At 37.5% G+C, this 14,024-nt stretch carries 13 protein-coding genes; 12 read left to right on the top strand and 1 reads right to left on the bottom strand.

What is annotated here, in order from left to right:
- The first annotated feature begins 127 nt into the window (after positions 1-127).
- The 8 genes from rpoN to eno all read left to right on the top strand — a co-directional run bounded on the left by rpoN (position 128) and on the right by eno (position 9,237).
- On the top strand, positions 128-1,414 hold the full coding sequence (gene rpoN / locus BLQ56_RS17095) for an RNA polymerase factor sigma-54 (protein ID WP_090857126.1): 1,287 nt from the start codon (positions 128-130) through the stop codon (positions 1,412-1,414).
- Between the two features lie 18 nt (positions 1,415-1,432).
- Positions 1,433-1,699, top strand: a complete 267-nt coding sequence (locus tag BLQ56_RS17090; protein ID WP_386756473.1) for a glutaredoxin family protein — start codon at positions 1,433-1,435, stop codon at positions 1,697-1,699.
- A gap of 148 nt (positions 1,700-1,847) precedes the next feature.
- Positions 1,848-2,867, top strand: a complete 1,020-nt coding sequence (locus BLQ56_RS17085) for a sugar-binding transcriptional regulator (protein WP_090857123.1) — start codon at positions 1,848-1,850, stop codon at positions 2,865-2,867.
- A 129-nt stretch (positions 2,868-2,996) separates the two neighbouring features.
- A complete protein-coding gene (gene gap / locus BLQ56_RS17080) occupies positions 2,997-4,004 on the top strand; it encodes a type I glyceraldehyde-3-phosphate dehydrogenase (protein ID WP_090857121.1) in 1,008 nt (335 codons plus the stop codon).
- A 246-nt stretch (positions 4,005-4,250) separates the two neighbouring features.
- Positions 4,251-5,435 carry a phosphoglycerate kinase gene (locus BLQ56_RS17075; protein ID WP_090857115.1) on the top strand — a complete coding sequence of 395 codons (1,185 nt, stop codon included), beginning with the start codon at positions 4,251-4,253 and terminating at the stop codon, positions 5,433-5,435.
- 87 nt (positions 5,436-5,522) lie between these two features.
- Positions 5,523-6,284 carry a triose-phosphate isomerase gene (tpiA, locus tag BLQ56_RS17070; protein WP_090857112.1) on the top strand — a complete coding sequence of 254 codons (762 nt, stop codon included), beginning with the start codon at positions 5,523-5,525 and terminating at the stop codon, positions 6,282-6,284.
- On the top strand, positions 6,277-7,812 hold the full coding sequence (gpmI, locus tag BLQ56_RS17065; RefSeq protein WP_090857109.1) for a 2,3-bisphosphoglycerate-independent phosphoglycerate mutase: 1,536 nt from the start codon (positions 6,277-6,279) through the stop codon (positions 7,810-7,812). The genes tpiA and gpmI overlap by 8 nt, the downstream gene beginning before the upstream one ends.
- A gap of 132 nt (positions 7,813-7,944) precedes the next feature.
- Positions 7,945-9,237 carry a phosphopyruvate hydratase gene (gene eno, locus BLQ56_RS17060; RefSeq protein WP_090857106.1) on the top strand — a complete coding sequence of 431 codons (1,293 nt, stop codon included), beginning with the start codon at positions 7,945-7,947 and terminating at the stop codon, positions 9,235-9,237.
- A 264-nt stretch (positions 9,238-9,501) separates the two neighbouring features.
- On the opposite strand, the gene BLQ56_RS24135 is transcribed toward eno, so the two are convergent.
- A complete protein-coding gene (locus tag BLQ56_RS24135) occupies positions 9,502-9,633 on the bottom strand; it encodes a hypothetical protein (protein WP_274380247.1) in 132 nt (43 codons plus the stop codon).
- Positions 9,634-9,807: 174 nt separating this feature from the next.
- Between BLQ56_RS24135 and secG the strand changes: the two genes are divergently transcribed.
- The 4 genes from secG to BLQ56_RS17040 all read left to right on the top strand — a co-directional run bounded on the left by secG (position 9,808) and on the right by BLQ56_RS17040 (position 14,006).
- Positions 9,808-10,041, top strand: a complete 234-nt coding sequence (secG, locus tag BLQ56_RS17055) for a preprotein translocase subunit SecG (RefSeq protein ID WP_090857103.1) — start codon at positions 9,808-9,810, stop codon at positions 10,039-10,041.
- Positions 10,042-10,213: 172 nt separating this feature from the next.
- Positions 10,214-10,954, top strand: a complete 741-nt coding sequence (locus tag BLQ56_RS17050) for an alpha/beta hydrolase (protein WP_090857100.1) — start codon at positions 10,214-10,216, stop codon at positions 10,952-10,954.
- Between the two features lie 23 nt (positions 10,955-10,977).
- Positions 10,978-13,323, top strand: coding sequence for a ribonuclease R (gene rnr, locus BLQ56_RS17045; RefSeq protein WP_090857097.1), 2,346 nt, complete (start codon positions 10,978-10,980; stop codon positions 13,321-13,323).
- 110 nt (positions 13,324-13,433) lie between these two features.
- On the top strand, positions 13,434-14,006 hold the full coding sequence (locus BLQ56_RS17040) for an LOG family protein (RefSeq protein ID WP_090857094.1): 573 nt from the start codon (positions 13,434-13,436) through the stop codon (positions 14,004-14,006).
- The last annotated feature ends 18 nt before the right edge of the window (positions 14,007-14,024 follow it).

Here is a 14,024-nt window from a genome sequence, read left to right as displayed (position 1 = left end):
TATAGATACTTGTTCTAAAGGTAAGATATCTATTTCTTTTAGGATTAGACAATGTTGATCGAACATACATGAAAATTAATTGTGAATGAACAAATATAAGGTGCGAATCTGGATAGGGGGCGTAAGTTTGGAGATAAAAGCAGGGTTATTCCAAAAGCAGTCCTTGAAGTTATCGATGACTAAAGAGCTTACACAAGCCATTACTTTATTGCAGTATTCTTCTATCGAATTGCAAGATTTTCTTCAGCAATTATCACTAGAAAATCCACTTATGGAATTAAAGGAACGATCTTATAGCAACCTAAGGGTTGGTGGAGTTTCAAAAAAACCCATTGATTATATAGGGAAGAATGTGTTGTCATTGTCCGATCATCTATGCATGCAGTTAGTGAACTTTGATTTATCTCATCAAGAACAGATTGCTGTAAAATATGTGATAGCCTCATTAGATGATAACGGATACTTGCTACAATCTGAAAAAGAACTTGCAACATCCCTTGGTATTAATATTGAGATTGTTACAAAAACGATAGATGTCATCCAACAATTGGATCCAGTAGGAGTTGGCGCACGTAACCTACAGGAGTGTTTACTGCTTCAACTTTTTCAGAAGCCAGACACTAGCCCGTTAGCGACTGAAGTGATTGACCAATACTTTGAGCCATTTGCCAATAAATCATGGAAGGAAATATCCACAGCTCTTAGAGTAGATGTGAAAGAAATTCAGAAAGTTTACGACTTAGTTCAACAGCTAAACCCACGGCCAGGCAGTCAATTTCAACACTGGACAACTAGCTATATAAAACCAGAAGTAAAGATTGAAGTCGTAAAAGGAGAGGTCTTGTTTACCCTTCTAGCTGTTAATACAACCCAGCTTTCTTTGAATAAACAATATAGCAACCTAAGGGACATAAATCCTGAAGCAAAGTCTTTTTTAGAAGAGAAATATAATCAATATCTATGGATTGAAAAGAGTATTGAACAAAGAAAGCAAACAATCTTAAAAGTCATGACAGAAATTATTAAAAAGCAGCGTTCTTTTTTTATAAAGGGACCTATGCACATACAACCGTTGACGATGAGTGATGTTGCTGTAGAGTTAGGTATTCATGAATCCACGGTAAGTAGAGCTGCAAGAGGAAAATACGTACAGACTCCATATGGAACGTTTGAAATTAAATCCTTCTTTAGTAATCAGGTGAACGATAAATCATCAGTTGATCTTTCATCCATTCAGCTTAAGAGTTTAATAAAGGACATAATAGAAAAAGAAAATAAGCAAAAGCCATTATCAGATCAACAGCTAGTGTCACTATTAGAACAAGAATATCAAGTTGTCGTATCACGCAGAACCATTGCGAAATATCGAGACCAATTAGGAATACAAGGATCAAATAAGAGAAAAAGATATTAGAAAGTGAGAGTAAACAGTATGAGTCAAATCAAGGTAATTATGTATTCAAAGCTGGATTGTCCGTTGTGTGTAAAAGGGAAAAAAGTACTTGAAGATTTAAAGGAAGAGTTTCAATTAGATATTCAGGAAGTTGATATATACAAAGATGAAGTGCTCTTAGAGAAGTATCAAATAATGATACCGGTAGTAGAAATTGATGGGGAAGAAGTAGAATATGGGATTATTCACAAAGATGTAATAAGAAAGCGTTTACTTGAAAAAAATAGGCATAAGAATGTTGAATAAAAAAATTACTCCTGTTAGAATAAACATGTAGCAAGCGATTAATACTTTTTAAAACGTGGGAATAGCGTTTTTTTTTACTGTAGCCGGGACATAATATGTCACACCGGGACAAAAACTGTCCCGTATAGTAAAAAAGGGGAAATAATACATGCGATCATTAGTAGATGTACAAAAAAGATTATTACCCGATATTCTCCCAGTTATGCAAAAGCGTTATGAAATTCTTAAATACATACGACTCATGCAACCAATCGGAAGAAGGAATCTTTCAATTAGTCTTGGACAAAGCGAACGTATTTTACGTACTGAGGTTCAATTTTTGAAAGACCAAAAGCTCATTGATGCAGGAATAGCAGGAATGACCATAACAAAAGACGGCGCATTTGTATTGAATCAACTGGAAGATATCATTAAGGAAATATCAGGTTTAAACGTATTAGAAAACGAATTGAAAGAAAAGTTGCAAATTAAAGATGTAATAGTCGTTGCTGGTGATAGTGATCAATTCCCATGGGTAAAAAAAGAATTAGGAAGAGCTTGTGTTAAACGTATAAAGTCGAGTCTTACTGGTAATAATATCGTCGCTGTTAATGGTGGAACTACTTTAGCAGACATCGCAGAGATGATGACACCTGATCCAAAGAATAAAGAGATTTTATTTGTTCCAGGAAGAGGTGGGCTTGGTGAGCAAGTAGAAAACCAAGCAAATACCATTTGTGCAAAAATGGCTGAAAGAGCTTCGGGAAATTACCGTCTTTTACATGTACCAGATGTTGTTAGTAATGAAACCTACCAAACGATGATCAATGAGCCATCAATAAGAGAGGTTCTTGAATTAATTAAATCTTCAAGTATTGTCATTCATGGGATTGGAGACGCTATAACAATGGCTGAGCGTAGAAAAACTGCTCCAGATGATGTGAAGAAAATCATTGATGGAAATGCAGTAGCAGAAGCTTTTGGTTATTACTTTAATGAAGATGGTAGAGTGGTTCATAAAGTACAAACAATTGGTCTACAGTTAGAAGATTTAGCAAATGTTGAACATGTAATTGCAGTAGCGGGTGGAGCGTCTAAAGCGATGGCCATTCAAGCATACTTAAAGCAAGCACACGATACACTGCTAATTACCGATGAAGGTGCCGCAAAAGAGTTAATTCGGGGATAACTTTTAATAGTCAAAAGGACATTCACTTAAGTTGATAGGTTTAACTTGTCGAATTATGGGGGAATTACTAAAGACATAGGAGTTAACCTCTAATATAAAATTAAAGGTTCAATCTAAGGAGGAAAAATAATGACTGTAAAAGTTGGTATTAATGGTTTTGGTCGTATCGGCCGCGTAGTTTTCCGTGCTGCATTAAAAAATCCTAATGTGGAAGTAATTGCAGTAAATGACTTAACAAATGCTGCTACACTAGCACACCTTTTAAAATATGATTCAGTTCATGGTAAATTAGATGCTGAAGTTTCTGTTGATGGTAACAATCTTGTTGTTGACGGAAAAACAATTGAAGTATCTGCTGAGCGTGACCCTGCTAAATTATCATGGGGTAAATTAGGTGTAGAAGTTGTAGTTGAATCTACTGGTTTCTTCACTAACCGTGCAGACGCTGCAAAACACTTAGAAGCTGGAGCTAAGAAAGTAATTATCTCTGCACCTGCTAATGACGAAGATATCACAATCGTTATGGGTGTTAACCATGATAAGTATGATGCTGCTAATCATGATGTAATCTCTAACGCTTCTTGTACAACTAACTGTTTAGCTCCATTTGCTAAAGTATTAAATGACAACTTTGGTATTAAGCGTGGAATGATGACAACTGTTCACTCATACACAAATGACCAACAAATTCTTGACCTGCCACACAAAGATTTACGTCGTGCTCGTGCGGCTGCTGAGAACATCATTCCAACATCTACTGGTGCTGCAAAAGCAGTTTCTCTAGTATTACCTGAATTAAAAGGTAAATTAAACGGTGGAGCTATGCGTGTTCCAACTCCAAACGTATCTCTAGTTGACTTAGTTGCTGAACTTGAGAAGGATGTAACAGTTGAAGAAGTAAATGCTGCTTTCAAAGCTGCTTCTGAAAATGAATTAAAAGGAATCCTTAACTACAGTGAAGAGCCATTAGTATCTGGTGACTATAATGGAGACCCAGCTTCTTCTACAATTGATGCTCTTTCTACAATGGTTATGGAAGGTAGCATGGTTAAAGTTATTTCTTGGTATGACAACGAAAGTGGTTACTCAAACCGTGTTGTTGACCTAGTTGAATATATCGCTTCTAAAGGTCTTTAATCACAAGCTTAATAAGATAAAAAAGGGGAAGGGGTAATCCCCTTCCCTTTTTATGGTAGGTATGGAAGTGATATATTTATACCTAGTTTTACTGTCTAGCTCCAGCGCCTAGCCCCTCGGGGTCTTAAGTCAAATCACTTCAGAAATCAAGATTTCCTGCGTGATTCGCCTTATGCCTGCCTGAGGCTGAGCAAGGCGCTTACGCTTTTCTTAACTTTTAGATCAAATAAGGAGGCCTTTTTTCGAATGAATAAAAAGTCTGTTAGAGATATTGATGTTAAAGGCAAAACAGTATTCTGTCGTGTTGATTTCAATGTACCAATGAAGGATGGTGTCGTAACTGACGACACACGTATCCGTGCTGCACTTCCAACGATTCAATATTTAAGTGAACAAGGTGCAAAGGTTGTTCTTGCAAGTCATCTTGGTCGTCCAAAAGGTCAAGTAGTAGAAGAGTTAAGATTAACTCCTGTTGCTAAGCGTCTTGGGGAACATCTTGGAAAAGAAGTTGCAAAAACAGATGAGGCATTTGGTCCAGAAGTAAAGCAAGCAATCGCGAGTCTTCCTGAAGGTGGAGTATTACTTCTTGAAAACGTTCGTTTCTATGCTGGTGAAGAAAAGAATGATGCAGAACTAGCGAAGAATTTTGCTGAACTTGCAGATGTGTATGTAAATGACGCATTCGGTGCTGCTCACCGTGCACATGCTTCTACAGAAGGAATTGCAAAACATATTCCTGCAGTTGCTGGATTCTTGATGGAGAAAGAGTTAGAAGTACTTGGAAAAGCATTATCTAACCCTGAACGTCCTTTCACAGCAATTATTGGTGGAGCAAAAGTTAAAGATAAGATTGGTGTTATTGATAACCTACTTGATAAAGTTGATAACTTAATCATCGGTGGAGGTCTTGCTTATACATTTATAAAAGCTCAAGGCCATGAAGTAGGAAAGTCTTTACTAGAAGAAGATAAGATTGATCTTGCTAAAGAATTTATGGAAAAAGCAAAGAAAAATGGAGTTAACTTCTTAATGCCTGTTGATATAGTTGTTGCAGATGACTTCTCAAACGATGCTAATATTAAAGAAGTGGCAATCAATGAAATTCCAAGTGATTGGGAAGGACTTGATATCGGACCAAAAACAAGAGAAATTTATAGAGATGCAATTAAGAGCTCTAAACTTGTTATTTGGAATGGACCAATGGGTGTATTCGAACTTGATGCATTCTCTAACGGAACAAAAGCAGTTGGTCAAGCATTAGCAGATGCAAAAGATACATACTCAGTTATTGGTGGAGGAGACTCAGCAGCTGCGGTTGAAAAGTTCGGAATGGCTGATCAAATGAGCCATATCTCTACTGGCGGTGGAGCTTCACTTGAATTTATGGAAGGTAAGGAATTACCTGGAGTTGTAGCTTTAAACGATAAGTAATAATGGTCAGGGTGGGTAGAATACTAGCAAATTGCTTTTACCACCCTCCTTATGTGTTTGAATAAATTCTATTGGGACGGTGTAAAGATGAGAAAACCTATTATTGCAGGAAACTGGAAAATGCACAAAGTACTTTCAGAAGCAACAAGCTTTGTTGATGAAGTAAAGGGTCTTGTTCCAGGTTCTGATAAGATAGACTCTGTTGTATGTGCACCAGCACTATTTCTAGAACGCATTGTATCTAGTGTAAAAGGTACTGACCTTAAAGTCGGTGCTCAAAACATGCATTTTGAGGAAAGTGGTGCTTTTACAGGTGAAGTAAGTCCAGTGGCACTTGCTGACTTAGGCGTAAATTATGTGATTCTTGGTCACTCAGAACGCCGTGAAATGTTCGCTGAAACTGACGAAACTGTAAACCAAAAAACTCTTGCTGCATTCAAGCATGGATTAACTCCAATTGTTTGTTGTGGTGAAACAGATGAGCAGCGTGAAGCTGGTCAAACAAATGAATTAGTTGCTGGTCAAGTTCAAAAGGCATTAGCTGGCTTAACTGAAGAGCAAGTAAAAACTACTGTCATTGCTTATGAACCAATTTGGGCAATTGGTACAGGCAAATCTTCATCAGCTAGTGATGCAAATGAAGTTTGTGCTTATATCCGTAAAGTGGTTGCTGAGCAATTCTCGCCAGACGTGGCTGAAGCTGTTCGTATCCAATACGGTGGAAGTGTAAAACCAGCAAATATTGCTGAGTACATGGCACAGCCTGATATTGATGGAGCTTTAGTTGGTGGAGCTAGCTTAGAAGTTGACTCTTTCTTAAAACTTTTGGAGGCAGGTTCTAATGAGTAAAAAGCCAGTAACATTAATTATTTTAGATGGGTTTGCCTTACGCGATGAAACAAAAGGAAATGCAGTTGTTCATGCGAAAAAACCTAACTTTGATCGTTACTGGAACCAATATCCGCATGCAACTCTTACAGCAAGTGGAGAAGCAGTCGGCTTACCAGATGGACAAATGGGCAATTCAGAGGTAGGTCACTTAAATATTGGTGCAGGTCGTATTGTTTATCAAAGTTTAACTCGTGTGAACGTTGCAATTCGTGATGGTGAGTTTGAGCGAAATGAAACATTTATGCAAGCAATTAACCATGCAAAAGATAAAGGCACGGCATTACACCTTTTCGGTTTACTTTCAGATGGTGGTGTACATAGTCACATCCAACATTTGTATGCATTGGTGAAATTAGCAGCTGCTGAAGGCTTGAAAAAAATATATATTCACGGATTCCTTGATGGAAGAGATGTTGGTCCACAAACTGCCAAAGAATATATTTCAGAACTTAATGCAAAACTAGATGAGTATGGTGTTGGAGAAATTGCTACAATTTCCGGACGCTATTACTCCATGGACCGCGACAAGCGCTGGGATCGTGTCGAAAAGGCATACCGCGCTATGGTTTATGGTGAAGGCCCTACTTATAAGAGTGCTTTAGAAACTGTCGAAGACTCTTATTCTAATGGAATTCATGATGAATTCGTCCTTCCATCTGTGATCACAAAGGAAGATGGTTCACCGGTTGCTACAATTAGCAGTGATGATGCTGTTATTTTCTATAACTTCCGTCCAGACCGTGCAATCCAAATCTCAAATGTTTTTACAAATGAAGATTTCCGTTCATTTGAACGCGGAGAAAAGCATCCAACGAATTTACTTTTCGTATGTTTAACTCACTTTAGTGAAACAGTTAAAGGCTATGTTGCGTTCAAACCAACAAACCTTGATAATACACTTGGTGAAGTACTTTCGCAAAATGGTCTTACTCAATTAAGAATTGCAGAAACTGAGAAATATCCTCATGTAACATTCTTTATGAGTGGTGGACGAGAAGCACCATTTCCTGGTGAAGAACGAATTTTAATTGATTCTCCAAAAGTAGCTACATATGACTTACAGCCAGAAATGAGTGCATACGAAGTAACTGAAGCATTACTGAAAGAAATCGAAGCAGATAAGCACGATGCAATCATCCTAAACTTTGCAAATCCAGATATGGTTGGACATTCCGGAATGCTTGAACCAACCATTAAAGCGATTGAAACAGTTGATGAATGTTTAGGGAAAATTGTTGATGCAATTAATGCTAAAGGTGGAACAGCGATCATAACTGCTGACCATGGGAATGCTGATGAGGTTGTTACATTGGAAGGTACCCCAATGACAGCACATACAACAAACCCAGTTCCAGTTATCGTTACGAAGGAAGATGTTACCCTTCGTCAAGATGGAATCTTAGGTGATTTAGCACCAACTGTATTAGATTTATTAAATGTAAAATTGCCAGTCGAAATGACAGGTGCAACATTACTTAAGAATTAGAAACTGTTATTATTAAAGAAATGTAAACAAGTAATAATTTGATTGATTCATTAATGATCTTAGTTGATAATTGATGAGTACTTAAGAATTTCAAAAATATGACCATATAGGTAAAAAAAGGAGAGATTTATAATGTCAATTATTGTTGATGTTTATGCTCGTGAAGTATTAGATTCTCGTGGAAATCCAACAGTTGAGGTAGAAGTTTATACGGAGTCAGGTGCATTTGGCCGTGCATTAGTTCCAAGTGGTGCGTCTACTGGTGAATACGAAGCAGTTGAATTACGTGATGGTGACAAGAGCCGTTACTTAGGTAAAGGTGTATTAAACGCTGTAAACAACGTAAATGAGCTTATTGCTCCAGAAATCATTGGTTTTGACGTAACTGACCAAGTTGCAATTGACCAAGCATTAATCGAGCTTGATGGAACTGAAAACAAAGGTAAATTAGGAGCTAACGCTATTCTTGGTGTTTCTATGGCAGCAGCTCGTGCAGCAGCCGATTTCTTAGAGCTTCCTTTATACCAATACCTTGGTGGATTCAACGCAAAAACTCTTCCAACTCCAATGATGAACATCATCAACGGTGGAGAGCATGCTGATAATAACGTTGATATCCAAGAATTCATGGTAATGCCTGTAGGAGCAGAAAACTTCAAAGAAGCACTACGTATGGGTGCTGAAATTTTCCATAGCCTACGTTCAGTATTACAAGGTAAAGGCTTAAACACTGCTGTTGGTGATGAAGGTGGATTTGCTCCAAACCTTGGATCAAACGAAGAAGCTCTTCAAACAATTATCGAAGCTATCGAGAAAGCTGGTTACAAGCCAGGTGAGCAAGTACAGCTTGCAATGGATGTTGCTTCTTCTGAGTTATTCAACAAAGAAGATGGTAAATACCACTTAAAAGGTGAAGGAAAAGTATTCACTTCTGAAGAAATGGTTTCTTACTATGAAGATCTTGTTTCAAAATACCCAATCATCTCAATTGAAGATGGTTTAGACGAAAACGACTGGGAAGGTCACAAACTTCTTACTGAGCGTCTTGGTAAGAAAGTGCAACTTGTTGGTGATGATTTATTTGTTACTAACACGAAGAAGCTTTCTGAAGGTATTGAAAGAGGAATTGCTAACTCAATCCTTATCAAAGTTAACCAAATCGGAACACTTACTGAAACTTTTGATGCAATCGAAATGGCTAAGCGCGCTGGTTACACAGCAGTTATCTCTCACCGTTCTGGTGAAACAGAAGACAGCACAATTGCTGACATCGCTGTTGCAACAAACGCTGGACAAATCAAAACAGGTGCTCCTTCACGTACAGACCGTGTAGCTAAATACAACCAATTACTTCGTATCGAAGATCAATTAGTTGATATGGCTCAATACGCTGGTGCGAAAGCATTTTATAACTTAAGAGGTTAATACCTTAATTGGAAAAACAGCAGGACTTGGTCCTGCTGTTTTTTTTTTGATTTGGTGGTTTTGTCGAAAAATCGATAAATGGCTCAAAGTAGCGGATAAAAGTGCCAATGTGGCAGATAAAATTAGGAAAGTGACGGATATTCGACAAAAAGTAGCGGATAAACTTTTGAATTATAGATAGTGCTAGCTTGAAACTCCATCCATCTATGTACTTCTTGTTGGAAATACAAAAAAGTGTACCATCTAGGCACACTTCTTGACCATTTATTTCTGTTTCTTTCCTTTTTCATTCTGTTTCCCCAATTTAGTCTGATTTTTTGATGTATGATCACCTAAATAGGTTGTTTCATGATCCTTTGAGGCTCTTAATAATGCATCATAATTTTCATTAATCATTTTAAATGCTCCTTTTTATTTTCTCCTTGTTAGTATGTTCTTAGAAGGTACCCAATACGATGGAAAAGAATAACATCACATCCACTTAAAAACGCTTTCTCCTATTGTCCAAGCATCCCTTTTATGGTACATTTAAGATAACGTAATTTGCGTTTTTATCAGGAGGTGTTTTACATGCATGCACTACTTATTACTTTATTAGTTATCGTTTGTATCGGTTTAATTGTGGTTGTTCTTTTACAATCAGGAAAGAGTGCCGGTCTTTCTGGTGCCATTTCTGGTGGAGCAGAAACATTGTTTGGAAAGCAAAAAGCACGTGGTTTGGATGCAGTATTACAAAAAGCTACAATCGTATTGGCAGTCTTATTCTTTGTCTTAACGATCGCGATTGCTTATACTGGAATATAATCCATAAAATGAAAGGGGTTAGACAACATTTGCTGTCTAACCCCTTTTTTGATTTTTGCTTTAAGCTTTATTAAGCAACAATCTTTGCAATTAAACAAACGTTTGTTTAAATTTATACATAAGAGGTAGAGCAGACTATTTATATGAAACTTGAAAGTAGGGAGACAACGTAATGAAGAAATTAGTACCAAAGCCTTTTACATTTGAAGCTGGAGAACGTGCGGTTCTATTATTACATGGATTTACAGGTAATTCAGCTGATAATCGAATGCTTGCGCGTTTTTTAGAGAAAAAAGGTTATACATGTCATGCACCACAATATAAAGGACATGGAGTACCACCAGAGGAGTTGGTTCACACAGGACCTGATGATTGGTGGGAAGATGTGATGGAGGGGTATAATTTTCTTAAAAATCGTGGACATGAGAATATTGCTGCAGTTGGATTATCACTTGGCGGGGTATTTTCATTAAAATTGGGTTACACTGTACCTATAAAGGGAATTGTACCTATGTGTGCTCCTATGTATATAAAAAGTGAAGAAGTCATGTATAAAGGCATTCTAGAGTATGCGCGGGAATATAAGAAATATGAGGGTAAATCATCCGATCAAATAGAGCGCGAAATGATTGAATTCGAAAAAACACCGATGAATACACTAAAAGCATTACAGAATTTGATTGCTGATGTGAGAAATAATGTCGACATGATTTATTCACCAACCTTTGTTGTTCAAGCCCGACATGATCATATGATTAATACGGATAGTGCAAACATTATCTATAACGAGGTAGAAGCAGATTTAAAGGAAATCAAATGGTATGAAGAATCAGGGCATGTAATTACGCTGGATAAAGAACGTGACCAGTTACATGAAGATGTTTTTGCATTTTTAGAAAAATTAGATTGGTAAAAGAACTAAAGGAGGTTTCTAGCATGGAAGAGGAAATTCAACAACATATCGATAAACTTTTATCCTTTATGAAGGAAGAAGCTTATAAACCCTTAACCGTTCAAGAACTAGAAGAGGCATTTGGAATACAAGACTCTGAGACATTCAAGGAATTTGTTAAAGCACTTGTTGTGATGGAAGACAAGGGATTTGTGGTTAGAACGAGAAGTAATCGTTATGGATTACCTGAAAAAATGAATTTGGTTCGTGGTAAGCTAACAGGGCATTCAAAAGGATTTGCTTTTGTTATACCTGAAGAAAAAGGGTTAGATGATGTTTTTATTCCACCAAATGAAATGAAAAATGCGATGCATGGAGATACAGTGCTCGTACGTTTAAGCTCTGAAACAGGGGGACAACGAAAAGAAGGAACAATTGTCCGAATTGTAGAGCGTGGTGTGACAGAAATTGTGGGTACATACACTGAAAGTAAAAGTTTCGGTTTTGTTATACCAGACGATAAAAAAATTGCCAATGATATTTTTATCCCGAAGAATGCTTCAAACGGAGCTGTAGAAGGACACAAGGTCGTTGTTAAATTAGTGACCTATCCTGAAGGGAGAATGAGTGCAGAGGGAGAAGTTATACAAATACTAGGTCATAAAAATGACCCTGGTGTTGATATTCTTTCAGTCATTCACAAGCATGGATTACCTCAAGAATTCCCGAAAGAGGCACTAGATCAAGCAAATAAAGTACCAGATTCAATTTCAGAAGACGAAATTAAAAATCGAAGAGATCTTCGTGATCAAGTAATCGTCACGATTGATGGTGCTGATGCAAAAGACTTAGATGATGCTGTTACAGTCACTAAGCTTGATAACGGCCACTATAAGCTTGGTGTACATATTGCGGATGTAACAAACTATGTAACAGAGGGCTCACCAATCGATAAAGAAGCAGCAGACCGTGCAACAAGCATTTATTTAGTGGACCGTGTAATACCAATGATTCCACACCGATTATCAAACGGGATTTGCTCATTAAATCCAAAGGTTGATCGTCTAACACTTTCATGTGATATGGAGATAGACTCTGAAGGTGTTGTAGTCAAACATGAGATCTTTCAAAGTGTGATCAAAACAACAGAGAGAATGACCTATTCGGACGTTAACAGTATTCTTGTTGATCAAGATGAAGAAATCACGAAGCGTTATGAACCGCTTGTACCAATGTTTAAAGACATGGAGAACCTTGCTCAGATTCTTCGAGAAAAGAGAATGAAGCGTGGAGCCATTGATTTTGATTTTAAAGAAGCAAAGGTGCTTGTTGACGAGGATGGCAAACCAAAGGAAGTTGTTCTTCGTGAGCGATCTGTTGCTGAGAAGTTGATTGAAGAGTTCATGTTACTTGCTAATGAAACAGTAGCAGAGCACTTCCATTGGATGAACGTACCGTTTATCTACCGTATTCATGAGGATCCAAATGAAGAGAAGCTTCGACGCTTCCTAGAGTTCATTACGAATTTTGGATATGTAGTAAAAGGGAGTGGCAATTCAATTCATCCGCGTGCACTTCAAGAGATTATTGAAGCTGTACAAGGTAAGCCAGAGGAAATGGTTGTTTCAACTGTCATGCTACGATCAATGAAACAAGCAAAGTATGACCCTGAAAGTATTGGCCATTTTGGTTTATCAACAGATTTCTATACACACTTTACTTCACCAATTCGCCGTTATCCTGATTTAATCGTCCATCGATTGATTCGTACTTATTTAATTGATGGACAGCTAGGAAACGACGTTCAGAAAAAGTGGAAAGAAAAGCTTGGTGAAATTGCGGATCATTCTTCTAATATGGAACGACGTGCAGTTGAAGCTGAACGTGAAACAGATAGCATGAAAAAAGCAGAGTATATGGAAGACAAAGTAGGCGAAGAGTATGATGGAATCATTAGCTCGGTCACGAATTTTGGAATGTTTGTCGAGCTACCTAATACCATCGAAGGACTTGTTCATGTAAGCTACCTAACAGATGACTATTACCGTTTTGATGAACGTCAATACGCGATGATTGGTGAACGAACTGGAAACGTGTATCGTATAGGCGATGAAATCACGGTACGAGTTGTGAATGTGAATAAGGACGAACGCTCGGTAGACTTTGAAGTGGTTGGGATGAAAGGAACACGCAGAAAGCTTTCGAAAGATGAACCGAAAGTGATTAAAGCTGATAAAGGGAAATCAAGACGTAAGGATTCTGGAGGAGCTTCAGCTTCAAAAGACGATGAATGGTCTACCAAGAAGCCTGGTTCTGGAACTGTAAAGAAAAAGAAGAAGCATTATGAAAATGTTCCGAAGCAAAAGAAAAAGAAAAAGCGTGGTAAATAAAGATAAATAACAAAGGGTGTGTATCAATTATGGTACACACTTTTTCTATGCAAAGCATTTGATGGTTTGAACAAGCATAGTATAATTTAAACGTAAAGGAGGGGATTTTAGTGGGGGAACTTAAAAAACTGTGTGTGTTTTGCGGTTCAAGCTTGGGCACTTCTGGAGAATATAAGGAAAAAGCAATTCAGTTAGGGACACTATTAGCTTACAAAGGAATCGAATTGATCTATGGTGGCGGAAATGTGGGAATTATGGGTGAGTTATCGAGAGCAGTTTTAGAAAATGGGGGCAGAGTAACCGGGGTAATTCCACAAGTTATTTATGAGAAGGTCGACCATGTTGAGTTAACTGAGTTAATCGTCGTGAATAACATGCATGAACGTAAGGCGAAAATGTATGACTTAGCAGATGGCTTTATTGCCTTACCAGGTGGAATTGGTACTCTTGAAGAGTTAGCAGAGGTCATGACATGGTATCAAATTGGTTATCATGCAAAGCCAATAGGCATTTATAATGTAAATGGATATTATGACAGCTTGCTAACATTCCTAGAACATTCAATCCAAGAAGGGTTTCTTAAAAGGGAATATTTAGACAGTCTAATAACAGACGACGTACCAAGCTCTCTTTTAGCAAAAATGGAAAAACAAGAGATGAAGTTAATTAATAAATGGTCATAGTAAGCTAGTCCTGACTGA

The sequence above is a fragment of the Litchfieldia salsa genome, from assembly GCF_900104555.1.
Taxonomy (GTDB): domain Bacteria; phylum Bacillota; class Bacilli; order Bacillales; family Bacillaceae_L; genus Litchfieldia; species Litchfieldia salsa.
The sequence above is the reverse complement of the archived record's forward strand: the minus strand, read 5'-3'. Positions and strand labels throughout refer to the sequence as shown.

Bases quoted from the DNA above. Each gene is read 5' to 3' on its own strand.
- BLQ56_RS17090 (WP_386756473.1), top strand. From the start codon at position 1,433: ATGAGTCAAATCAAGGTAATTATGTATTCAAAGCTGGATTGTCCGTTG.
- BLQ56_RS17085 (WP_090857123.1), top strand. From the start codon at position 1,848: ATGCGATCATTAGTAGATGTACAAAAAAGATTATTACCCGATATTCTC.
- gap (WP_090857121.1), top strand. From the start codon at position 2,997: ATGACTGTAAAAGTTGGTATTAATGGTTTTGGTCGTATCGGCCGCGTA.
- BLQ56_RS17075 (WP_090857115.1), top strand. From the start codon at position 4,251: ATGAATAAAAAGTCTGTTAGAGATATTGATGTTAAAGGCAAAACAGTA.
- tpiA (WP_090857112.1), top strand. From the start codon at position 5,523: ATGAGAAAACCTATTATTGCAGGAAACTGGAAAATGCACAAAGTACTT.
- gpmI (WP_090857109.1), top strand. From the start codon at position 6,277: ATGAGTAAAAAGCCAGTAACATTAATTATTTTAGATGGGTTTGCCTTA.
- eno (WP_090857106.1), top strand. From the start codon at position 7,945: ATGTCAATTATTGTTGATGTTTATGCTCGTGAAGTATTAGATTCTCGT.
- BLQ56_RS24135 (WP_274380247.1), bottom strand. From the start codon at position 9,633: ATGATTAATGAAAATTATGATGCATTATTAAGAGCCTCAAAGGATCAT.
- secG (WP_090857103.1), top strand. From the start codon at position 9,808: ATGCATGCACTACTTATTACTTTATTAGTTATCGTTTGTATCGGTTTA.
- BLQ56_RS17050 (WP_090857100.1), top strand. From the start codon at position 10,214: ATGAAGAAATTAGTACCAAAGCCTTTTACATTTGAAGCTGGAGAACGT.
- rnr (WP_090857097.1), top strand. From the start codon at position 10,978: ATGGAAGAGGAAATTCAACAACATATCGATAAACTTTTATCCTTTATG.